The following is a 21,625-nucleotide window of genomic DNA, read 5'->3' on the forward strand; positions in this document are numbered from 1 at the left end:
CGCGCCCGGGCGTCGAGTTCGTACGACGGGCCGCGACCCCACACCTGGCGGTCGACTTCGTAACACGTGGCACGATTTCGGCCGATCCAGCCAACTTCGGCGCGGATTCGGTAACACGTGCTGCGAAATCGTGACCCCCGCGCCCGGTGGCGGCTTGGTACGACGGGGTGCCCGCGACCCCGACCGGCGGTCGAATTCGTAACACGTGGCACGATTTCGGCCGACCCAGCCAACTTCGGCACGGATTCGGTAACACGCGCTGCGAAATCGCCAGCCCGCGCCCGGTGGCGGCTTGGTACGACGGGGTGCCCGCGAACCCCGACCGGCGGTCGACTTCGTAACACGCGGCACGATTTCGGCCGATCCGGCCAACTTCGGCGCGGATTTGGTACCACGTGGTGCGATTTCGGCAAGATCCGGCCGGGGCGCACCTCCTGGACGGTCGAGGCGCGGGCGGAAGCGGGCCGGTCGGAACTGAGCGATTAGGCTGGTCGACATGCCGGATGTTGAGACGCTGACCCCCGAGAACCCGCTGGTGACCGCTATCACCAAGGCGTTGGCCGGGGTGAACGACCCGGAGATCCGCAAGCCGATCACCGAGTTGGGGATGGTGAAGCGGATCGACATCTCCGACAGCGGCAGGGCCGACATCGAAGTCCTTCTGACGGTGGCCGGGTGTCCGCTCAAGGACACCCTCCGCCGGGACGTGACGGCCGCCGCTTCCGGTGTTCCGGGGGTGGAGCAGGTCGAGGTCAGTCTCGGCGTGATGAGCGACGAGCAGCGCGCCTCCCTGCGGGACTCCCTGAAGGGCGGCCAGACCGAGCGCGACATCCCGTTCGTGCGGCCGGATTCGCTGACCAAGGTGATTGCGATCGCCTCAGGCAAGGGCGGGGTCGGCAAGTCGTCGGTGACGGTCAACCTGGCCATGGCGCTGGCCCTGCGCGGCCAGACCGTCGGTGTGCTGGATGCCGACATCTACGGACACTCCGTGCCGGCCATGTTGGGCATCGCCGACGCCCGGCCGACCTCGGTCGAGGACATGATCATGCCGGTTCCCAGCAACGGGCTGAAGGTGATGAGCATCGGAATGCTCAAACCCCGCCGGGACCAGGTCGTCGCCTGGCGCGGACCGATCCTCGACCGTGCACTGCACCAGATGCTGGCCGATGTCTACTGGGGCGATCTGGACTACCTGCTGCTCGACCTGCCACCGGGAACCGGCGACGTGGCGATCTCGGTCGGCCAGAAACTGCCGAACGCCGAGGTGATCGTGGTCACCACGCCACAACAGGCCGCGGCGGAGGTCGCCGAACGTGCCGGGACGATGGCATCGATGGTCAACCAGCGGGTGATCGGCGTGGTGGAGAACATGTCGTTCCTGGTGGCGACCTGCCCCCACTGCGGGGAGCAGCACAGCTACGACGTGTTCGGATCAGGCGGCGGCGAAGAGGTCGCCACGACGCTCAGCACCCGGTTGGGCTACGACGTCCCGCTGTTGGCACAGGTGCCGCTGGATCCGACACTCCGCGCCGGCGGCGACCGCGGCGTACCGATCATCACCTCGGATCCGGGGCAGCCGTCGGCGGAGGCGCTGGCGAGCCTGGCCGACTCGCTGATCCGGAAGGGACGCGGACTGGCCGGGCGGAAGCTCAACCTGCAACCGGTCGCGCACTGACGCAGCGCGTCTCACAGCCGGAACGGGACCGGCAATCCAGGCTTCCGAAGCGGGTCAGGTCGCGTCGGGATCGTACGGCGTGGTGATCAGCCGCGGAGCCGTCAGGGCGGGCATCACCGTGGCGACGACACCGTTCCCGGTGGTGATCGACTTCTTCGTCGCGTTCCGTTTGGCGTCGTCGATCGCCGTGGTCGCTTCGGAGACGGCAGCCTTGCCCAGGGTGCCGATCCCGGTGAGCTCGCTCTTCATGTCGGTGACCAGCGGCTCGACATCACTGAAGAGGTGCTTCTGGACGAACGCCTTGGGGTTCAGGTCCCGGAAGTCGAGGTCGTCGAACTCGGGGCCCAGCTCGCTCTTCAACTGGGTCTGCGCGTTGCCGGCCATCTGGCGGACGTAGCTGATCGCCTTGGCCGCTTTCCGGGCGATTCCGGGCAATTTGTCCGGACCGAAAACGATGATCGCGAGGATCCCAAGCACCAGCAGCTCCGGCGCCCCCATATCAAACATGGAAGAAGGTTAGCCTCGTTTCGAACCCAGCCGGACGTCGGCGGTGTGACTGTTACCGTTCCGCTCAAATTCCAGCGTCACGACGTCGCCCGGCCGGTGGTTGCGGATGGCCACGATCAGGTCCTCGGTCTCGCCCACCGGGTGGCCGTTGACGGCGGTGATGACGTCGTCTGACCGCAGGCCGGCCTTGTCGGCCGCGCCACCGGGTGTCACGGTCGACAGGGTCACCCCGCTGCCGGAGCCGTTGCTGGTCACCGTGGCGTTGATCACCGGGTACGTCGCGTGCCCGTCCTGGATCAACAGGTCACCGATCTGCCTGGCCTGGTTGATCGGGATCGCGAAGCCGATGCCGATGTTTCCCGACTGCTGTCCCCCCGACGATCCGGTGAGGATCGCGGAGTTGACGCCGATCACCTCTCCTGCGCCGTTGACCAGCGGCCCACCGGAGTTGCCATGGTTGATCGGCGCGTCGGTCTGGATGGCGTTGAGATAGGCCTGGCCGTCGGTCGAGTTGGCGTCGCCGACGGCGACGGGCCGGTTGATGGCCGACACGATGCCCTCGGTGACGGTGCCGCCCAGGCCGAGCGGCGAGCCGATCGCGATCGCGGCCTCGCCGACCTTGGTCCGGCCGGAGTCGCCGAGGTCGGCGGGATGCAGCTTGCGGTGGTTGGCGACCTGGATGACGGCCAGGTCGTAGCTCGGGCTGCGGCCGAGAATCTCGGCTCGCGACCGGTGACCGTCGGAGAAGGACACCATGATCGAGCCACCGCGCGCAGCATCGGCGACGACGTGGTTGTTGGTCATGATCCGGCCGTGGTGATCGAGCACGAAACCTGACCCGAGCTCACCCTCGTCGCCGACGGTCACCCGGATGGTGACGGTGCTCGGCAGCGTCCGTTCCGCGATGGTCACCGCGTCGGCGCTTCCCCGCGTCGGCGGGACCGGCGTGGCAGCGTGCTGCGGAACCGATGCCGGACCGGGAGCCGTGCCTGGTGAGGTGGTGACCGGTGACGTCGCCGCCGGTGTGCCGGCGTCGGGTGCGGCCGATCCGCCGAGTCGGGCACCCAGATATCCGGCGCCGCCACCCACGACGACCGCAAGCAGCGCCGCTGCGATGAGTACGCCCCCAATCGCCTTACCCGCCGGACGCCCGGACTGCAGCACCGGTTGGCCAGGTTGCGCAGGATGGCCGGGGTGGCCGAGTTGGAAGGGCGCGCCGGGTTGCAGGGATCGCTGGTCGTACGGGTACGGCTGGTCGGGTCCGGGCATCGGCTGGCTCGGCCGGAACGGTCGATCGGCGTACGGGGACCGGAAATCCGGGACGAACCGCGGCGGCTCGGAGTAATCGGGAGGCAGGCGGGTCGGCGTCGGGTAGGAAGCCGGGCCGAGGGAGTCGCCGTTCTCCGGCCCGGTGCTCTCGGACATGGCTATCCCAACGCGTGCAGGATGCGGGACCAGCCCGCCTGGATGCGGCTCATCGTAGTTGGACCGGGCACCGTGTCGTGCGGCAGCGCGCGGACCATTTCGTCCCGCAGAGCGGTGGGCCCGTCCGTGGCAACGGTGAAGACGGCGTGCCCGGACTGCCAGGTCGCCACATTCACCATGGCATCGGTCCGGTAAGCATCAAGGGTCGGGTCCCAGGTCGACGCGGACGGTGGATCGACCAGCCGTCCCCGGCGTTCGAAGACACTGACCGTTGACAGGCCGTCGGTGTAGACCATGTGCAACACGCCGGGTTCTCCGGGGGCGTCGGCACGCAGCCGCACCAGTTTCAGGCCGGCGAGTCGGGCGTGGCAGAACCAGCCCTGGCTGGACAGCGACCCGGCGCTCGCGGTGGTGAAGGTCGCCGTCGTCAACGGCCGGGTGAGCAGGGCGGCTGAGGTGGTCAACTCGCGCCGGGCCGGCGTCCGGGCGACCCCGGTGGTGGCCGGCGCCCCGATGCTCAGGCTGCTGTAGCGCGCCGAGAGCACCAGCCGGCCGGTGTGGTCATAGAGCTGCTGGCGGACCACCAGACCGGTGTCGGTGTCGATCCACCAGGCGGCGGCCGGCTTGTCGACGGTCGCGTCCCTCGCCCAGGCCTGCACCAGGGCCACCGGCCTGCCGGCCGCGGTACCGCCGGCGATGCCGGTGAGCCGGTAACCGGAGGCGAGAGCGGAGATCAGGTTGTTGCCTGCGATGCGGGAGGCGGCCGGGGTGGGTACCAGGCCGCCGGCCACCTGCTCGCCGTCGAGAGTCCGGATGGTGACCTGGCTACCGTCGGCGGGGGTGAAGTCGACCGCCACCTCCGCGGCGGTGGTGCGGTCGTCGCGCGGGGCCACCACCTGTTGAACCCCGGAGTACGGAACCCGCGCCGATGCCCACGCGGCGCTATGCAGCAGGTGGTCGACCTGCCGGTGGTCGAGCCGGGGCCCGGTCATCGTCGGCTCGTCATCGAGTTCGGGGCTGGTCGCCCCCAACCGCAGCGGATCGACGGTCAGCGCCGCCGCAACGGCGGTGCTGGTCAGTGGAAGCTGCGCCAGTGCGGCCGAGAAATCGGTGCGGACCGCCGCCGTCGGATCGGCGATGGCGTCGCGTCTGCCGTCCGCCGGGGCCGCGGCGTATCCGACTCCCGCGATCAGGACCAGCAGCAGGGCGACGCCGGCCAGTGGGACTGCCCGGGTGCCCACCATGCGCGGCCTGTCACGGTCTGTTGCAGCATCGGACCGGGCGATCGCGGCCAGCCGGTGGGTCAGTTCGTCGGGGACCGGAGCCCCGGTCTGACGGCCGGTGTCGGTGAGCAGCGACCGGAGCCGCTGCAGTGCCGCGACCTCCTCACGGCAGACGGCACAATCCGACAGGTGCGCGAGCAGCGCCTGCCGCTCCTCCTCGCCGAGGTAACCGTCAACGTACGCCGAACGAGCTTCGGCGAAGTCCCGACACGATCGCCGCTTCACGCCGTACCCAGGGCTCCCATCATCGGATGGCCCTTCTCAGCGTCGACGCCGAAGTAGCGCGCATGCCCGGCAGCGGGGCTGCGGTGGGCCAGCGCCTGCCGCAGCTGCGCGCGACCACGGTGGATCCGGCTGCGGACCGTACCGAGTTTGACGCCGAGCACGTCGGCGATCTCGTCATAGGACATGCCCTCGATGTCACAGAGCACGACGGCAGCACGGAATTCCGGCGCCAGATCGGCCAGCGCCGCAGCGACATCGTGGTCGAGGCTGGCATCGGCGAGTTGTTCGGCGGGCGCGGGCAGTCGGCCCTCCAGCCGCTCGTCGCTGCCCTCGGCGAGCCCGTCGAAGCGGATCTTCTTGCGCCGCCGGGCGCCGTCGAGGAAGAGATTGGTGGTGATCCGGTGCAGCCAGCCCTCCAGCGTTCCGGGCTGGAACTTGTGCAGCGACCGGAAGACCCGGACGAACACATCCTGGGTCAGGTCCTCGGCATCGTGAGAGTTCCCGGTCAAGCGGTAGGCGAGTCGGTAGACGCGCGCACTGTGCTCCCGGACGACCTCGTCCCAGCTCGGCGGCGTCCAGACCGGCTCGACGGGGGTCTGCTCACGGTTGATCGTGGTCACGTCCGAATTCTTGTGAACCAGTCTGGTAAACCGCTGTGAGAACACTGGTAAACCGCCCAAGTCTCTGCCCCGTTTTCTTGGACAACTCTCATCCGCCTTGTCTGAACCAACGAGTGGGCCCGGTCCGTTGTTCCATCCACCCGCAAACCGCGCACAATCTGCAGACCGGCGGCGATCCAAACAGACCGGCGCGATCTACAGACCGGCTGCGATCAGGGCCCGTTCCAGTGCCGCGCGCTGTTCGTTTGTCGCCGGAACCATCGGCGACCGCAATCCACCGACACCGCGCCCCCGCAACTCCAGCCCGGCCTTGACCAGGATGCAGCCCTGGGTGGCGAAGACACCGGTGTAGATCGGCAGGAGCTGACGATGCAGCCGTACGGCTTCGTCGTTCTTGCCGTCGAGGAAAGCCTGGATCAGCTGTTTGGTGCCGCGGCCGCTGAAATGGGTCGAGGTGCCCACCACACCGACCCCGCCGATCGACAGGATCGGCAACGTCATGGCGTCGTCCCCGGAGTAGTAGAGCAGGTCGGTCTCCGCCAGCACCTGCGCCGAGGCCGTCAGGTCGCCCTTGGCGTCCTTCACCGCGACGATCCGGGGATGCGCGGCGATCTCGATCATGGTCGCCGTCTCCACCGGAGTACCGGTCCGCCCCGGGATGTCGTAGATCATCAACGGCAGATCAGCAGAATCGGCGACCGCGCGGAAGTGGTTCAGCAGACCGGTCTGCGGCGGCCGGTTGTAGTACGGGGTGACCACCAGGGCGCCGTCCGCGCCGGCGTTCTGGGCGGCCGCCAACAGCTCGATCGTGTGCCTGGTGCTGAAGGTGCCGACACCGGCGATCACACTGGCCCTGTCGCCGACCGCGGAGACCACCGCGGCAAGCAACTCGGCCTTCTCCTCGTCGGAGGTGGTCGGCGACTCGCCCGTGGTGCCGCTGACCACCAGTCCGTCGTTACCTTGATCATCAACCAGGTAACGGGCGAGCTCCATGGCGCGGTCGGTGTCCAGTGTCAGGTCCGCGGCGAACGGAGTGACCATCGCGGTCAGCAGCCGGCCGAACATCGGGCCACCGGTGTTGATCATGCGGATCAGCTCCTATGCCTCGTCGATCACCACGAGTGGGTCACCTTCGGTCACGACATCACCAGCGGTCACGACCACCTCGGCCACCACGCCGTCGACCTCGGCCAACACCGGGATCTCCATCTTCATCGACTCCAGAACCGCCACCGGGTCGGCCGCCTTCACCGTCGCGCCGACCGTGACCTCGACCTTGAGGACATTGGCGACGAGCTCGGCCGTGACGGTGTGGCTCATGACCGCCATCCTAGGGCCTGGACCGCTGGTGGCCGACGGTGCTTTCGCTAGGGTAAGCAGCGTGAGTACCTCCGACAGCGAGTACGGCTCGCGCGCTGCACAGGTCGGTGCCGAATACCCGACCCGAGACACCTGGACCTTCGCCGAACTCTTCAACGAGGAGAACCCGGCGGCGACCGAGGCCAGAGAGGCGGGCAAGCAGTTCGGCGCAACGCCGGTCAGTCGGGGTGCGGCGAGCACCCTGACCGTGTTGGCCAAGGCGATCAACGCCCGGGCCGTGGTCGAGGTGGGCAGTGGTGCCGGGGTGTCGGGCCTCGCGCTCTTCGCCGGCATGCAGCCCGACGGGATCCTGACCTCGGTCGACATCGAGCCGGAACATCAGAATGCGGCACGCCAGGCGTTCCGGAGCGTCGGCATCCCCAACCAGCGGTTCCGCCTGATCGCCGGCGCGGCGCTCAACGTGCTGCCCAAGCTCAGCGACGGCGCCTACGACATGGTGCTGATCGACGCCGACAAGCTGGAATACCCGGAGTATGTCGAGCAGGCGTTGCGGTTGTTGCGGCACGGCGGGCTGCTGGTGATCGACAACACGTTGTGGCACAACCGGACCGCAGATCAGGGAAACAACGACGACGAAACGGAGGCGATCCGTCAGGCGGTCCGGGACGTCCGGGAGAACGAGGGCCTGGTGAGCACGCTGGTGCCCACCGGCGACGGCTTGCTGATCTCGGTGAAGTTGTGACCTGTTTGCGTCCGCCTGGGTAGCGCTGGCGCGGTTCTTTTCGTGACGCTCAGCGGCGGCCGATCAGGAAATAGAGCAGCGGTACGAGGCCGGCCGAGTTGATCGTGGTGATCGCCGTTGCCCAGACGATCTTCTTGCCGCGCACCGCCGCCTGGCGCCGACGGGCGAGATCGACCAGTGCGATGATCTTGAAGACCGCCTCGGCGGCGCCGACGGCGATCATGATCTTCTTGGTCCGCGGGTCGAGTTCGATCCTCCGTACAGCCATGCCTGCCTCCTAGGTCGGGGTGACCGTCACACCCTTGCCGACAACGGTGATGCCGCCTGGCGACACGGTGAAGCCGCGGGCCAGATCAGCTTCATGATCAACGCCGACCTGTACGCCCGGTGGCACGATCACGTTCTTGTCCAGGATGGCGTTGTCCACCACCGCTCCGGCGCCCACCCGGACACCGCTCATCAGCACCGAGCGGTTGATCTGCGATCTTTCCTGCAACCGGATGTCCGGGGCCAGCACCGAACTCTCGACCTGGCCGCCGGAGATGATGCATCCGGGGCTGACGATGGAGTCCTCCGACGTACCCTCCAGCACGAATTTCGCGCCGGGCATCTGCACCGGATAGGTCCAGATAGGCCAGTCGTCGTTGTAGAGGTTGAACATCGGCTCAACCGAGACCAGATCCATGTGAGCCTCGTGATAGGCGTCGATGGTGCCGACGTCCCGCCAGTAGTTGATGTCCTTGGCGGTGGCACCGGGCACCGAGTTCTGCGTGAAGTCGTAGACCTGCGCCGCCCCCTTGTCGACGAAGCCCGGGATGATGTCACCGCCCATGTCGTGCCGGGAATCGGGGTTGTCGGCGTCGGCCTCGAGGGCGTCGACCAGCGCGGACCGGGTGAAGATGTAGTTGCCCATCGAGGCGTAGGAGGACTCGGGGTCGTCGACAAGCCCCGGCGGATCCGCGGGCTTCTCCAGGAACGAGTTGATCTTGTTGTCGATCCCGGCATCGATCACCCCGAACGCCGATGCCTGGCTCCGCGGCACGCGGATGCCCGCCACCGAGCACTCGGTGCCGCTGTCGATGTGGGCGTCGATCATCTGCGAGATGTCCATCCGGTAGATGTTGTCCGCGCCGAAGACCACGATGTAGTCGGGATCCTCGTCGGTGATCAGGTTCATCGACTGGAAGATCGCATCGGCGCTGCCCTGGTACCAACGCGGCCCGCGACGCTGTTGGGCCGGAACCGGGGTGACGTAGTTGCCGAGCATCGTCGACATCCGCCAGGTCAGCGAGATGTGCCGGTCGAGGGAGTGCGACTTGTACTGGGTGAGGACGCACACCTGGACCAGGCCGGAGTTGGCCAGATTGGACAGGACGAAGTCGATCAGCCGGTAGGTCCCACCGAACGGCACGGCGGGCTTGGCCCGGTCCATGGTCAGCGGCATCAGCCGCTTCCCCTCGCCGCCCGCCAGGACAATGGACAGGATCTTCGGACGCGCTGCCATGGCCCGAACCTAGTGCACGTGCAACGATGCCGCTATGACTGCGGCCGTGTCTGGGGCAACCTCGCAAAACCTGAGGGTCTCGGTGTTGACCCGCGAGTACCCGCCGACCATCTATGGCGGAGCCGGCGTGCACGTCGCCCAACTGGTGCCGCAGCTGCGCAAGCTGATCGAGGTCGACGTGCAATGCATGGGCGAGTCGAGGGAGGGCGCCACCGCTCACCTGGAAAACTTCCCCGCCGGTGCGAACCCCGCCCTCCGGGTCTTCGGCGCAGACCTGTCGATGACCGCCGCGATCGGCGAGGACATCGATCTCGTGCACAGCCACACCTGGTATGCGAACCTGGCCGGCCATCTCGCGGGGTTGTACCGGGACATTCCGCATGTGGTGACCGCCCATTCACTGGAACCGCACCGGCCGTGGAAGGCCGAGCAGCTGGGCGGCGGCTACCGGCTGTCGTCCTGGGCGGAGCGAACCGCGTTCCTTGCCGCCGACGCGGTGATCGCGGTGAGCTCGGGCATGCGGGAGGACGTGTTGGCGTCCTACGGTGACCTCGACCCGCAGAAGGTCCACGTCGTCCGCAACGGCATCGACACCGAGGAGTTCCGGCCTGATCATGATCCGGCGGCACTCGAGGCGTACGGCATCGACCCCGACCGACCGTCGGTGGTGTTCGTCGGGCGGATCACCCGGCAGAAGGGTCTGATCCATCTGGTCCGGGCCGGGGCCCGGCTGGACCCCGACACCCAGCTTGTGCTGCTTGCTGGCGCCCCCGACACACCTGAGATCGCCAGGCAGATCGGCGATGCCTTCGCCGACCTCGAGCGGACCCGGGGCAACGTGGTCTGGGTGGAGAAGATGCTGCCGCGGGCCGAGGTACGGCAGATCCTCAGTCACGCGACCGTCTTCTGCTGTCCGTCGGTGTACGAACCGTTGGGCATCGTCAATCTCGAGGCGATGGCCTGCGAAACGGCCGTCGTGGCGAGCGCGGTCGGTGGCATTCCGGAGGTCGTCGTCGACGGCGAGACCGGATTCCTGGTGCCGTACGATCCGGGCCGCGCCGACGATCCGGCAGCGGTCGCCGCGTTCGAGGCGGGGCTCGCCGACCGCATCAACGAACTGACCAGCGATCCCGGTCGAGCGGCGGAGTTCGGCAGGGCCGGCCGCCGGCGCTGCGTCGAGGAGTTCTCCTGGTCCAAGATCGCCGCCGAGACGGTGGCGGTGTACCAGCGGGCGCTCGAGGTGCACGCGAGCAGCTGAGGTCAGTCCTGGGAGCGGCAATGAGATTCCGCGATCGCGATCGTGCCGGCCGGCTCTTGGCCGACCGGGTGTCCTCACTGCTCGAGGCGGAGGGAATCGACGCCGGCACACCCGGAATGCAGGTGCTCGCGCTGCCCCGCGGAGGCGTACCGGTCGCCCACCCGATCGCCGACCGGCTCGGGCTGCCGCTGCGGGTGTTGCTGGTCCGCAAGATCGGGCTGCCCGGTCACCGAGAACTGGCGATGGGCGCCGTTGCCGTGATCGGGGACCAGTATTTCAGTGTTCGCAACGCCGACGTTCTGCGCAGCTACCGGGTCGATGAGGCGACCTGGCAGGAAGTCCTGGCGGACGAGCAGGACGAGCTGGAGCGTCGGGCGACCCGATTCGCCGGCTGGACTGCGGGCGAACCTGCCGGAGCTCCGGTGATCCTGGTCGACGACGGCCTGGCCACCGGCGCGACCATGCGGGCAGCGGTGAGGTCGGTACGAGCGGCCGGCGCCGGACCGGTCATCGCCGCGATTCCGGTCGCCTCCGGGCATGCCATCACTGCGCTGGAGGAGGACGGTGTGCTGGTCTGCTGTCTGACGGTTCCCGCCCGGCTGATTGCCGTCGGGGAGTCGTACCGGGACTTCCACCAGCTGTCCGACGAGGAAGTGGTGCGGGTGCTCACGACACACGAACGGCCCGGATCCGGGCCGGATCCGGGCCGCTGATAGACCACGAGAACTCAGCCGACGACCTCTTTGAGGGCTCCGGCCAGCTCGGCTGCCTCATCGGCGTTGAGCTCCACCACGAGTCGGCCGCCGCCCTCGAGGGGAACGCGCATGACGATCTCGCGGCCTTCCTTGGTGACCTCCATCGGGCCGTCGCCGGTCCGCGGCTTCATCGCAGCCATTGCATCCTCATCTCTGTCTCAACTGAAGTCCGCACAGGGGCTTGCGCCCATTATCCCGTATCTGCAGCCCCTCGATGTATCCGGCACCACACCTGCGGCTTCGATGTGGGAGATATTTGCCCGCCATTAGGTCTGAGCGAGAGGAGCTACCTGACCCGACCGATCGGGCACTCCCGGGCATCCCCGCCGGATCACCAACACTCGGTGGAGATCTCCGGTATAATAGGATTCGCAGAATTAGGGGGCATTGACCGCAAATAGCTCCGTTTCTTCGCGGAATCATCAACTGATTCTGTTGATTTTCGCGTCTCCTGCTGCGATAGTCGCGAGGGTGACGAACCTACGGATCCGTGCGGTCGAGGCCGGGGACCTCATCCCGGTCGACCTGCCTGCACCACGCCCCGATGTAGACGGCGCCCGCTGGCGCCGCACCCGCGTCGCAGTCGCCGACGGACAGATCGTAGGCATCGCCAGCGTCGCCCTCTCCGCGGCCACCGACTCCTATTTCTGCGAGGTAGAGGTCGTGCCCGGCCACCGCCGGCGAGGCATCGGTACGCAGCTGTACGCCGCCGTCCACCGGCTCACCGATCCCCGCTTCCCCGTCCTGGCCCGGGCGATGGACAGCTTTCCGTTGCGACGTCGGTTCGCAGAAGCGCTGGGTTGTTCGGTGGTCACCCGGTGCCCTGCGCCGTGGATCGACCCGCCGACGCCGGCGGCCGAGAGCTGGGCTACCGGGCAACAGGCGCCGGCCGGATATCGCACGACGGTCATCGGCGACCGGCCGCTGGCGATCGTCAAGGACGCCTGGGCGAGCTCGTTCGCGTGGGTGCACCGGGCGTTCGGCGCGGTCCACATCGACCGGATTCCGCAGATGTGGGACCAGTACAGCAAGGGTGTCGACCCCGCCGCCTCCGCGGTCGCCGTCGACCGGAACCAGACGATCGTCGCCTTCAGTCTGGTCAGCCCCGACGCGTGGGACGGCAGGACGTTCATCGTTGCGGAGACGGCGCATCCCGACCAGGCACACGGAACACAGGTACTCGGTGCCACAGTCGCAACATCCGTGACGGTGCTGGCCCGCCGCGGGACCCGCCGCGTCCAGCTCGAGGGCCACACCACCGATCGGCACACCCCTGATGTGATGCGAAGCCTCCCGGCGGTCGGGAGCGATCCGATGGACATCCTCCGGCTCGAGCCGCCCCCGGCCGTCAGCCGCGGTGGATGTCGGTGAGGTGTCTGCCGATCTCGGTCCGGAAACCGTCGGCGTCCCCCGCGGCGATCAGCTCGACGAGGCGGCGGTGCTGATCGAGGATCCGGTCCCGGACGTCGGGGCTGCGCTGGACGGAATCCCGGGTCATCCGTCGCTGCCGGTCACGCAGTCCACGGTAGAAGTCGATCAGCAACTCGTTTCCGCTCGCCGCCGCGATCTCCGCGTGGAAGTCGGCGTCGGCGACCGCAAACCCCGGCAGATCGTCGGCGTCGGCAGCCTGCGATTGCCGGTCGATGATCGGCCGGAGGTGCGCAGCCAGGCCGGCTGCCCGCTCCGGCCGGGCGGCCAGCGCCGAAACGGCATGGGATTCGACGAGTGCCCTGGCCTCGATGACCTCTTCCACCTCACGCGGCTTGATCGGGGTGATCGCCGCGCCGCGTTTGGGATACAGCTTCATCCAGCCCTCGGTCTGCAAACGCAGGAAGGCCTCCCGGACCGGTGTTCGGCTCATCTGCAGGGTGTCGGCGATCTCCCCCTCGCTGACCAACACACCGCCCTCCAGGTCGCCCGACAGGATGCGCTCCTTGACGTGGCTGTAGGCACGGTCGGCCGCGGTCGCGCTGCCGGCCTTGATCCTCGCTGATCGCGGCGTATGGGTCACAGCGGCAGAGCCTAATCGGCGGCCTCGGGGATCAGCCCGACCCGCTCCGCCAGTCCGGCCCGGATGGCCGTCGCCGGTTCGCGGCGGGTGAGCCGACCGCCGATGACCACCACGACCAGTGTGGCCAACGCCAGTGCCGACCCGCCCGCGAACATCAGCGGGTAACTGAACCACCGGCTGAGTGCCGCCAGCCCGGCGGGCACCAGGAATCCCAGATAGGCCAGGCAGTAATAGATCGCCGTCAGGCGGGCAAGCTCACCGGGACCCGCCAGCCGCTGCACCTCCGAAAGTCCGGAGACCATCAACAGTCCGTAGCCGCAGCCGAGCACCGCGGCCGCGAGCAGGAAACCGGCTGGCGCGCCCGACACGACCGCGAATCCGCCGACCAGCAGCCCGAGGGCTCCGGCGCCCAGACCGGCCGCCATCGGCACCGGTGCCCCGCCGGCACCCAGCCGTCGGCCGAGCGGCTGGACCAGGATGCCGCAGCCGAGCGCGATCAGGCAGTGCAGGCCGGACACTCCGGTGGCCAGGCCCCGGGACCAGCCGGCCAACAGCTCAGGCAGGATCGCGTACGCACTGCCGGCGAAGCCGAAGATCCAGGGCGCCATCGGTACCACGAGCAGCCCGAACCGACGCCGCGCCCAAGCCCGGGCCGCCGACTCGTCCACCACCCGATCCGCCGGCCTGCCCGGCGCGCGATCCCCGATCGCCGCCCCACCGGATCGGTGCGGGTCTCCGGCGTGCCGACGATCAGCAGAGTCGCCGCGAAGGCCAGCCCGACGTGCACCAGGTAGGCCGAGCCGGTCGGCCATGGAGCGAATTGGGCCAGCGCGGCGGCCGCACCGGCACCGACGGCGAATCCGAGGGTCAGTGCGGTGGAGGCGTCGGCACCACCCGAGGCCGGCCGGAGCTCCTTCAGCCAGCTGGTGCCGACAGCCATGCCGAGGCCGAGTGCCACACCGGACAGCATCCGGCCGATGAAGAGCACCGGCTCGGAGCCGGCACCGGCCGCCAGCAGCAGGCTGCCCAGTGCAGCGATCGCGGGCGCCGGATACATCAGTGGTCGGCGGCCGTGCCGGTCCGACAGCGGGCCGCCGAACAGCAACGCCGGGACGATGCCGGCGACGTAGGCCGCCAACAGCACGGTGACCGCCTGGTTGGAGAAGCCGGAGTGTTGTCGGTACATCACCAGCAGTGGCGTGAACTGGTTGCCACCCCAGGCGACGGTCGCCAGCGCCAGGGCGACTCCACGCCCGCCCCTCCACCCGACCCACCTCATGCATACATCATAGATACAAGTTGGATGCATGTCGAAGCCGACGGGCACGGGTCAGCCGCGGGCAAGCATCTCCGCGATCTCGCCGGCGTACGTGACCTCCGAATCGTCCTGGGGTGCGTAGCCGACGACACGGCGGGCATTGCTGATCGACCAGAACGTCCGGGCGTTGTCGGAGACCGCGTAGAAGATCTGGAACCCGACGCCGAACGGGTCGTCGATGGACTCCGCCTCGATGCAACGGACGTACAGCTGCTGCAGATCCCGCGGGCTCACCCAGCCGGCGATGTCGCGGAGATAGTCGGCCAGCGGCCGGTCGGCGAAATCGGCTGCGCGGATCGGCCGCGGCGCAACGATCCGGATCTGCACGTTGGGAACCGGCCTGGTCTGGGCGCCTGTCGCGTACAGGAATCCGAGCGACTCGTAGGCGACCTTTGCCCAGCCGTAGAACGTGTCGGGCCGTGGATAGTCGAACGGGTCGACCCGGTCGATCTGCTTGGCCTTCCACGGCCGTTCGTACCACTTGCTGGCCTGGTTGGTGCTGGTGCAGACGACGCGCCGGACGTCGCTGTCGGCGGCGGCCTGGAAGACCCGGGCCGCCATGTCGACGTTGATCCGCTCCGCCGCGTACGACGGCCCGGCGGACGGCCGCCGGAATCCGGCATGCACGATCGTGTCGATCCCACGGCACAACTCATCGAACCGGCCCTGCGGATCGTCAAGCAGATCGAGCACCTCGACGCCCGGTACCGGCCGCCCGTCGCGATCGGTGTCCCGCACGTCGACCAGCGTGAGGTCATACCGTTCGCGGAGGGCCGGAAGGATCAGCGCGGCGATGTAGCCGGCCGCTCCGGTCACCAGTACACGTCGGGTCATCGTCGGCTCCTTCGCTCAGGGCGTGCCACCGGCCAGGTGGCCTCAGTTCAGTTGGCGTCAACCATGACGAAGCAGTCCGCGAGGTGGTCGTCGACCAGGCCGACAGCCTGCATGGATGCGTACGCCGTCGTCGGGCCGAGGAAGCGGATGCCGTGCTTCTTCAGCGCCTTGGACAGGGCGATCGACTCCGGCGTCACGGCGGGGATCTCCGCGTCGGAGTTCGGCCGCGGACGCCCGGGCTGGGCGTAGGACAGCACCAGGTCGGCGAAACCTTGGCCCCAGTCGGAGATCACCCTGGCGTTGTTGATCGCGGCGTCGATCTTGGCCCGGTTGCGGACGATGCCGGTGTCGGCCATCAGCCGCTGCACGTCCGTGTCGTCGAAGCGGGCCACCCGGTCCGGGTCGAAGTCGGCGAACGCCGCGCGGAAGGCCGGCCGTTTGCGCAGGATGGTGATCCAGGCAAGCCCGGACTGGAACGCCTCGAGCGTCAGCCGTTCGTACAGGCCGTGGACCGTGGTGACCGGACGACCCCACTCGGTGTCGTGATAGTCGAGATACAGCGGATCGCCGACGCCCCACGGGCAACGTCGCCGGCCATCCGGCCCGACCACCGAGCCGGTCTCCGGCGCCGCCATCCTCAGCCGACCCGCTCGGCGTCCGACCGGCGCCGGCGGTCCTGGCGGCGCCTGCGCTTCTCCACCTCATCAGTGAAGACTGCCGCGCGGGTGTGCTTGGCCAGGTGACGCCGGGACGGATCGGACAACTCCGTCGGCCGGGGCGCGTGCTCGGCGACCAACTGGGCGAAACGCCGCAGACTGCCGGCGAGCTGGCTCTGCAGCACAGGTCGGATCGCCAGGGCCGCCATCTCGGCTGGCCGACCGCCCGGCAGGTCGATCCGCTCCCGGATGGACAGCCAGCTGCGTAGCCCGCGCGCCTCAATGGTGAAGACCCCGACGCCGGTGAACCACGGCCCCAGATGCGCCACCTCGAGTTCGTACGGCGGCTCCCAACCGGTGACCACCATGTTGTCGGTGAAGCCGACTCGTTTCCGGCCGACCTTCGGGCCGTGCTCGGCGCGGATCCGCGAACCGATCCCTTCCACCCGCTCCTGGATCACCCGCATCGTGGTCAGCGGGATCCAGCGGGACTGGCCGACCCAGTCGACCAGATGCGGCCACACGTCGGCCGGCGCGGCCGGCACCATGGCCGAGCCGTTGAATCGCAAGGTCACCGGCCTACCCTCTCATCGACCGGTGTCGTTGTGGTGGCCGGACCGTTCATGGTCAGATCGCGAATCAGCGCATCACGTTCTGCGATCTCGTGACCCAGCCGGGCGAGCACGTCGTCCACCTGATCCATGGCATAACCACGGATCGTGACGCCGAACTTCAGGTTCTCCAGATCAACAGCGGTCAACGGCCGGTCAGGTAGGTCCTGCCGGTAAGTGTCCCGCACGGGTTCCCTGCTCATCTCGCCGACTCCTCCGGCCGCCACCGCGGCCGCGCATCCCAGCACGGCGATCACCAGGATCGCGATCGCCCACTCCATGCGGTGAGTGTAGCCACCGGAGCCCATAAAGTTGGGCCCGTGACCGACGTTCAGAATGGCCGACCCGCCTGGGGCTGGGGCGTTGCCACCGTGCACGCCTCCGGCCAGGTGCTCGACACCTATTACCCCGACCCGCAGCTCGGCCTGCCGGAGAACAGTGAGCCGCCGGAGGAGTTGGCGATCACTGCGGCCGGGGCGAGCAGCAGTGACCCGATCCGCCGGGTGCACACCGACCTGGTCCGGACCGTGATCGACCTGGACGATGCGCCGACCGGCGCCGCGGACGTCTACCTGAGGCTGCATCTGCTGAGCCATCGGCTGGTCCGGCCGCGGGAGGTCAACCTCGACGGGTGGGCCGGGCTGCTGAACACGGTGGTCTGGACCTCGATCGGCCCCTGCGCGGTCGAGGGTTTCGAGGCGATCCGGACTCGGATGCGGGCCGACCGACGGGAACTCACGGTGCACGGCGTGGACAAGTTCCCCCGGATGCTGGACTACGTCATCCCGGGCGGGGTGCGGATCGGGGACGCCTCCCGGGTACGCCTCGGCGCGCATCTGGCGCCGGGCACCGTGGTGATGCACGAGGGCTTCGTGAACTTCAACGCGGGCACACTGGGTCCGGCGATGATCGAGGGTCGGGTCAGCCAGGGCGTCGTGGTCGGCAAGGACTCCGACGTCGGCGGCGGCGCCTCGATCATGGGCACCATGTCCGGCGGCGGCAGCCACGTGGTGTCGGTCGGCGAGCGGAGCCTGATCGGAGCCAATGCCGGGATCGGCATCTCGCTGGGTGACGACTGCGTCGTCGAGGCCGGCCTGTATGTGACGGCCGGAACCAAGGTGACGCTCGCCGGCCAGGGTGGACAGGACAGCCGGGTGGTCAAGGCCCTCGAACTCTCCGGCCAGAACAACCTGCTCTTCATCCGCAATTCGGTGACCGGTGCTGTCGAGGCACGGGACCGGGCAGGACGGACCGTGCAGCTCAACGCGTCGCTGCACGCGATCTAGTCGTGGCCCGTCGGGGGCGAACCGCCGGCATCTCGGTGCTGGTGATCGTCGGCATCCTGGTCGGTCTGGTGATCGCCGCCATCGTGATCATCCGTCGGATCCCCGATCATCCGCCGATGCCCGGGGAGCAGCGCTGTGTGGCCACGGCCGCCGGACGGTCGGTGGCGGTCGACACCGAGCAGGTGCAGAACGCCGCGATCATCGCCGGTGTCTCGGTACGCCGCGGGCTCGCTCCGCGGGCTGCCTCGATCGCGCTGACCACCGCCTACCAGGAGAGCAATCTGCGCAATCTTGATCATGGCGACCGGGACTCGGTCGGGCTGTTCCAGCAGCGGCCGTCGATGGGCTGGGGTTCGCGGAAGAAGCTGATGAATCCGGTGTACGCCACAAACCGCTTCTACGATGCGTTGATCAAGATCCACGGCTGGGAGAACGCCGACATCACCCGCATCGCCCAGCAGATCCAGATCAGCGGCTACCCGGACGCCTACCGTGATCACGAATCCGACGGCCGCGTCTTGGCCTCGGTGCTCACCGGGCAGAGCCCCGCCGGCCTCCGCTGCCTGATCCGTGACCGGCAGCCCGGCGACGCCGCGGGTTTGGCGAAATCCCTGCACCGGACCTACAAGATCAGCCCCAAGCGTTCGGCCACGGTGATCACCATCTCCGCGAGATCGGGCCAGCGGGCCTGGTCCTACGCCCAGTACGCCCTGGCCGACGCCCGCGAGCACGGGGTGACGTCGGTTCAGGTCGGTGGCAGACGTTATGTGATCAGCAAGCAGAAGCTGACCTCCTGGCAGACCGCCGACCGTGCCATCGGCCGTCACACCGTGCGGATCACCGTGCGCTGAGCGTGCGGGCCAGTCCGTCGGCGGCCAGCACCCGGGCGGGGTTGACACTCCCCCAGCCGCGATGGGGATGGACGCGGTTGGTCAGCAGGATCACGTAGGCGCGTCGCTGGAGATCGATGACCAGCGAGGTACCGGTGTAGCCGGTGTGACCGATGGTGCTCGGGCCGGCCAACTCGCCCATGTACCAGCTCTGGTTGATCTCGAATCCCAGTCCGTGATCATGCCCGGGGAACCGGGCTGTGTGGTTGGTGATCATCTGGGTCCAGGCCGTGTCACCGAGCAGTTCTCGGTCGATGATCGCCCGGGCCAACCGGGCAAGGTCGGCTGCGGTGGAGAATACGCCCGCATGCCCGGCCACACCGCCGAGCGACCAGGCGTTCTCGTCATGCACCTCCCCGCGCACCATGCCCCGATCGGGAAGGATCTGGTACTCGGTCGCTGCAATCCGGTTCCGGAGTGCCGGGTCGGGGTTGTAGCCGGTGTCGGCCAGACCCAGCGGGGTGCAGATCCGGTCGGCGACCAGCCGGTCCAGGCGATGTCCGGTGATCCGGGCGGCAAGCTCACCGAGCGTGATCAGGTTCAGGTCGCTGTAGCAGTAGGCCGTCCCGGGCGCGGTGACGAGTTCGGCCACCAGAGCGCCGCGGATCCGGGCGACAGGGTCGCCGTACAGCCGCCAGAGCGGAATCTCTGCGGGGAACCCCGAGGTGTGGACCAGCAACTGGCGGACTGTCACCGCCTTCTTCCGGGCGGCGGCGAACTCGGGCAGATAGTCGATCACCCGCCGGTCGAGTTCGATGTCGCCCGATTCCACCAGCCCCATGATCACCAACGAGGTGAAGAGCTTGGAGATCGACGCCAGGTCGAACACGGTGTCGATGCTCATCGCGACCCGCTCGGACTCCGGCAGCAGCGTCCCGTGCTGGTCGGCGTAACAGAGTGCGAAGCCGCCGGCACGGTGGTAGATGATCTTGTCGTCCACGCCGCAGAGCAGTACCGCACCGGGGAACAGCGGACGCTCCGCTGCTTGGGACCGGAGCGCGGTCAGCTGCTGCCAGGCCCCGTCCAACTTCCCCGTGTCGATCATCGGACCACCCCGGCACCATAGGGGAACAGCGGGCGATCGGGGATCTCGCCGACGGCCAATGGCAGCCGACCGGTCGGCGGCACCCGACCGAGCAGCACCCTGACCAGTGCGTCCACCGAGCCGGGCGTGGCGGAATAGGTCAACAGCATCGTGCCGCCGTCGGCGACCATGCCGGCGTCGTACGGTTCGGTGACCGCCACCAGGACGACCCGCGACGCCGCCTCCCGGATCGCGCGGGACAGCATCCGCTGACGCTGGCTGCGCCAGCCGGCGCTCATCACCACCACGGTCTGGAAGGCCGACCTCGCCTGTCGCCGCGCCCTGTCGATCAACTCCCGGCTGGGATCGGGGCCGGTGACCGATTCGGTGGTCCGCAGGCCGGCGGAGCGAAGCCCGCGGGAGATCCGGCCGACCACGGATCCGTCCGCGCCGACGACCAGCGTCGGGCGGTTGGGAAGCGGAACCAGTTCCTGATCATCGCGGACCAGGGTGACGGTTGAGTCGGTGATCGCTGCCGCCCGGTCGCGGTTCTCTACACTGCCGACCAAGCGATCGATCTCCGCGGCATCGGTCGGCGCTACGTCGAAGAGACCGCGACGCTGCTTCAGTTCCAGGATCCGTCGCACGCTGGCGTCGATCCGCTGCTCGGTCAGCCGGCCGGTTTGTATCGCCTCCCTGATCGCCGACACCGCGGCATCCGGATCGGCGGGCTCCAACAGGATGTCCACCCCGGCCTCCAGGGCACGGACTGCGACCTCACCGTCGCCGTAGGACTCCCGGACCGCATCCATCCGCAGCGAGTCGGTGATGATCACTCCCGAGAAGTCGAGATCCTCCCGCAACAGCCCGGTCAGTACCGGGCGGCTCAGAGTTGCGGGATCACCCGACGGATCGCAGTCCGGCAGCGCCAGATGCCCGGTCATGATCATGTCGACTCCGCTGCGTACCGCGGCCCGGAACGGCGGTGCGTCCAGTGCCTCCCAGTCGATCATGGAGTGGGTGATCACCGGCAACCCGTGATGGCTGTCGGTTGCTGTGTCGCCGTGACCCGGGAAGTGCTTAGCCGCGGCGGAGATGCCGGCGTCGAGTTGCAGGCCGGCAACCGCCGCGGCAACCTGATCGGCGACGACGTCGGGTTCGCTGCTGAAGGAGCGGACGCCGATCACCGGATTGGCCTGATTGACGTTGACGTCGGCGACCGGCGCGAAATCGGCGTTGATCCCGACCGCCCGGAGCTCCCGACCGGTGATCGCGTACGCCTGCCGGACCGCATCAGCGGAATGGGCTGCCGCCAACGCCATCGCGCCGGGGAACTGGGTTGCCGGCGGCCCCATCCGGACCACCCGGCCGGTCTCCTGGTCGGTGCCGATGATCAACGGTGGCAGTCCGGCCGCCTTCGCGGCGGCTTGCAGTCCGTTGCTGAGTCGGCCGATCTGCCGCGGATCGGCGGTGTTGCCGGCCCAGGCGAAATAGACCACACCGCCCAGGTGGTATTTCCTGACGACCTCGGCAGGGGTCGGGACGCCGAAGAGTTCGGTGTTGCGCTTGTCCGGTTCGTCGTCGGCCGCGCCGTAGACCAGCTGGATGATCAGCTGACCGATCTTCTGCTCGAGGTTCATCGTGGCCAGGACCGGCAGCGGATCGATCACCCGGGCAGGCT

At 68.5% G+C, this 21,625-nt stretch carries 25 protein-coding genes; 7 read left to right on the forward strand and 18 right to left on the reverse strand.

The window, feature by feature from the left end:
* Positions 1–514: 514 nt before the first annotated feature.
* Positions 515–1,675 carry an Mrp/NBP35 family ATP-binding protein gene (locus GJV80_RS12120; RefSeq protein ID WP_230208407.1) on the forward strand — a complete coding sequence of 387 codons (1,161 nt, stop codon included), beginning with the start codon at positions 515–517 and terminating at the stop codon, positions 1,673–1,675.
* A gap of 54 nt (positions 1,676–1,729) precedes the next feature.
* Here GJV80_RS12120 and GJV80_RS12125 read toward each other — a convergent pair whose 3' ends face one another.
* From GJV80_RS12125 to GJV80_RS12150, 6 genes are all read right to left on the reverse strand, one after another.
* Entirely contained in the window at positions 1,730–2,182 is a 453-nt protein-coding gene (locus GJV80_RS12125; RefSeq protein WP_154688119.1) for a sec-independent translocase, read from the reverse strand.
* Positions 2,183–2,191: 9 nt separating this feature from the next.
* On the reverse strand, positions 2,192–3,607 hold the full coding sequence (locus GJV80_RS12130; RefSeq protein WP_154688120.1) for a S1C family serine protease: 1,416 nt from the start codon (positions 3,605–3,607) through the stop codon (positions 2,192–2,194).
* Positions 3,608–3,609: 2 nt separating this feature from the next.
* Positions 3,610–5,115 (reverse strand): zf-HC2 domain-containing protein, encoded by a 1,506-nt coding sequence (locus tag GJV80_RS12135; RefSeq protein WP_154688121.1) that lies wholly within the window; start codon positions 5,113–5,115, stop codon positions 3,610–3,612.
* Positions 5,112–5,735 carry an RNA polymerase sigma factor SigE gene (sigE, locus tag GJV80_RS12140; RefSeq protein WP_230207612.1) on the reverse strand — a complete coding sequence of 208 codons (624 nt, stop codon included), beginning with the start codon at positions 5,733–5,735 and terminating at the stop codon, positions 5,112–5,114. The genes GJV80_RS12135 and sigE overlap by 4 nt, the downstream gene beginning before the upstream one ends.
* A 195-nt stretch (positions 5,736–5,930) precedes the next feature.
* Positions 5,931–6,821, reverse strand: coding sequence for a 4-hydroxy-tetrahydrodipicolinate synthase (dapA, locus tag GJV80_RS12145; protein ID WP_154688122.1), 891 nt, complete (start codon positions 6,819–6,821; stop codon positions 5,931–5,933).
* A gap of 12 nt (positions 6,822–6,833) precedes the next feature.
* Positions 6,834–7,055, reverse strand: coding sequence for a biotin/lipoyl-binding carrier protein (locus GJV80_RS12150; protein WP_154688123.1), 222 nt, complete (start codon positions 7,053–7,055; stop codon positions 6,834–6,836).
* Positions 7,056–7,116: 61 nt separating this feature from the next.
* Between GJV80_RS12150 and GJV80_RS12155 the strand changes: the two genes are divergently transcribed.
* Positions 7,117–7,797 (forward strand): O-methyltransferase, encoded by a 681-nt coding sequence (locus tag GJV80_RS12155; protein WP_230207613.1) that lies wholly within the window; start codon positions 7,117–7,119, stop codon positions 7,795–7,797.
* A 49-nt stretch (positions 7,798–7,846) separates the two neighbouring features.
* Here the strand turns inward: GJV80_RS12155 and GJV80_RS12160 are convergent, their stop codons facing one another.
* Positions 7,847–8,065 (reverse strand): PLDc N-terminal domain-containing protein, encoded by a 219-nt coding sequence (locus GJV80_RS12160; protein WP_154688125.1) that lies wholly within the window; start codon positions 8,063–8,065, stop codon positions 7,847–7,849.
* A 9-nt stretch (positions 8,066–8,074) separates the two neighbouring features.
* Positions 8,075–9,301 (reverse strand): glucose-1-phosphate adenylyltransferase, encoded by a 1,227-nt coding sequence (glgC, locus tag GJV80_RS12165; protein ID WP_154688126.1) that lies wholly within the window; start codon positions 9,299–9,301, stop codon positions 8,075–8,077.
* 70 nt (positions 9,302–9,371) lie between these two features.
* Here glgC and glgA point away from each other — a divergent pair, with 70 nt between their 5' ends.
* Together glgA and GJV80_RS12175 are read left to right on the forward strand one after the other, a co-directional pair.
* Positions 9,372–10,559, forward strand: coding sequence for a glycogen synthase (gene glgA, locus GJV80_RS12170; protein ID WP_154690224.1), 1,188 nt, complete (start codon positions 9,372–9,374; stop codon positions 10,557–10,559).
* 20 nt (positions 10,560–10,579) lie between these two features.
* Positions 10,580–11,272, forward strand: a complete 693-nt coding sequence (locus GJV80_RS12175) for a phosphoribosyltransferase (protein ID WP_154688127.1) — start codon at positions 10,580–10,582, stop codon at positions 11,270–11,272.
* Positions 11,273–11,286: 14 nt separating this feature from the next.
* Here the strand turns inward: GJV80_RS12175 and GJV80_RS12180 are convergent, their stop codons facing one another.
* Positions 11,287–11,454, reverse strand: a complete 168-nt coding sequence (locus GJV80_RS12180; RefSeq protein ID WP_091521298.1) for a DUF3117 domain-containing protein — start codon at positions 11,452–11,454, stop codon at positions 11,287–11,289.
* 331 nt (positions 11,455–11,785) lie between these two features.
* Here GJV80_RS12180 and GJV80_RS12185 point away from each other — a divergent pair, with 331 nt between their 5' ends.
* A complete protein-coding gene (locus GJV80_RS12185; RefSeq protein ID WP_195908898.1) occupies positions 11,786–12,685 on the forward strand; it encodes a GNAT family N-acetyltransferase in 900 nt (299 codons plus the stop codon).
* Here GJV80_RS12185 and GJV80_RS12190 read toward each other — a convergent pair.
* Genes GJV80_RS12190 through GJV80_RS12215 form a run of 7 tightly spaced genes read right to left on the reverse strand, consistent with a single transcriptional unit; the run spans position 12,663 to position 17,025 of the window.
* Positions 12,663–13,325, reverse strand: a complete 663-nt coding sequence (locus GJV80_RS12190; RefSeq protein WP_230207614.1) for a GntR family transcriptional regulator — start codon at positions 13,323–13,325, stop codon at positions 12,663–12,665. The two genes, GJV80_RS12185 and GJV80_RS12190, sit on opposite strands and share 23 nt — an antisense overlap.
* Positions 13,326–13,336: 11 nt before the next feature.
* Entirely contained in the window at positions 13,337–13,876 is a 540-nt protein-coding gene (locus tag GJV80_RS23895; RefSeq protein ID WP_230207615.1) for a hypothetical protein, read from the reverse strand.
* Positions 13,822–14,604 (reverse strand): MFS transporter, encoded by a 783-nt coding sequence (locus GJV80_RS23900; protein ID WP_230207616.1) that lies wholly within the window; start codon positions 14,602–14,604, stop codon positions 13,822–13,824. Before GJV80_RS23900 ends, GJV80_RS23895 begins: the two co-directional genes overlap by 55 nt.
* A gap of 51 nt (positions 14,605–14,655) precedes the next feature.
* Entirely contained in the window at positions 14,656–15,477 is an 822-nt protein-coding gene (locus tag GJV80_RS12200) for an NAD(P)-dependent oxidoreductase (RefSeq protein WP_154688129.1), read from the reverse strand.
* 47 nt (positions 15,478–15,524) lie between these two features.
* Positions 15,525–16,112, reverse strand: a complete 588-nt coding sequence (locus GJV80_RS12205) for a DNA-3-methyladenine glycosylase I (protein ID WP_154688130.1) — start codon at positions 16,110–16,112, stop codon at positions 15,525–15,527.
* Between the two features lie 2 nt (positions 16,113–16,114).
* The gene (locus GJV80_RS12210; RefSeq protein WP_154688131.1) at positions 16,115–16,708 is read right to left on the reverse strand and encodes an SRPBCC family protein; all 594 of its coding nucleotides are present in this window, start codon (positions 16,706–16,708) and stop codon (positions 16,115–16,117) included.
* A complete protein-coding gene (locus tag GJV80_RS12215; protein WP_154688132.1) occupies positions 16,705–17,025 on the reverse strand; it encodes a DivIVA domain-containing protein in 321 nt (106 codons plus the stop codon). Before GJV80_RS12215 ends, GJV80_RS12210 begins: the two co-directional genes overlap by 4 nt.
* 39 nt (positions 17,026–17,064) lie before the next feature.
* Here GJV80_RS12215 and dapD point away from each other — a divergent pair, with 39 nt between their 5' ends.
* Together dapD and GJV80_RS12225 are read left to right on the forward strand one after the other, a co-directional pair.
* Positions 17,065–18,030: a 2,3,4,5-tetrahydropyridine-2,6-dicarboxylate N-succinyltransferase gene (dapD, locus tag GJV80_RS12220; protein WP_154688133.1), complete on the forward strand. Its 966-nt coding sequence runs from the start codon at positions 17,065–17,067 to the stop codon at positions 18,028–18,030.
* A gap of 2 nt (positions 18,031–18,032) precedes the next feature.
* Entirely contained in the window at positions 18,033–18,881 is an 849-nt protein-coding gene (locus GJV80_RS12225; protein ID WP_154688134.1) for a hypothetical protein, read from the forward strand.
* On the opposite strand, the gene GJV80_RS12230 is transcribed toward GJV80_RS12225, so the two are convergent.
* Together GJV80_RS12230 and GJV80_RS12235 are read right to left on the reverse strand one after the other, a co-directional pair.
* A complete protein-coding gene (locus tag GJV80_RS12230; RefSeq protein ID WP_154688135.1) occupies positions 18,868–19,965 on the reverse strand; it encodes a serine hydrolase in 1,098 nt (365 codons plus the stop codon). The genes GJV80_RS12225 and GJV80_RS12230 overlap by 14 nt on opposite strands.
* The gene (locus GJV80_RS12235) at positions 19,962–21,614 is read right to left on the reverse strand and encodes a glycoside hydrolase family 3 protein (RefSeq protein WP_154688136.1); all 1,653 of its coding nucleotides are present in this window, start codon (positions 21,612–21,614) and stop codon (positions 19,962–19,964) included. Before GJV80_RS12235 ends, GJV80_RS12230 begins: the two co-directional genes overlap by 4 nt.
* Between the last annotated feature and the right edge of the window lie 11 nt (positions 21,615–21,625).

It is taken from the genome of Microlunatus sp. Gsoil 973 (genome assembly GCF_009707365.1).
GTDB lineage: Bacteria > Actinomycetota > Actinomycetes > Propionibacteriales > Propionibacteriaceae > Microlunatus.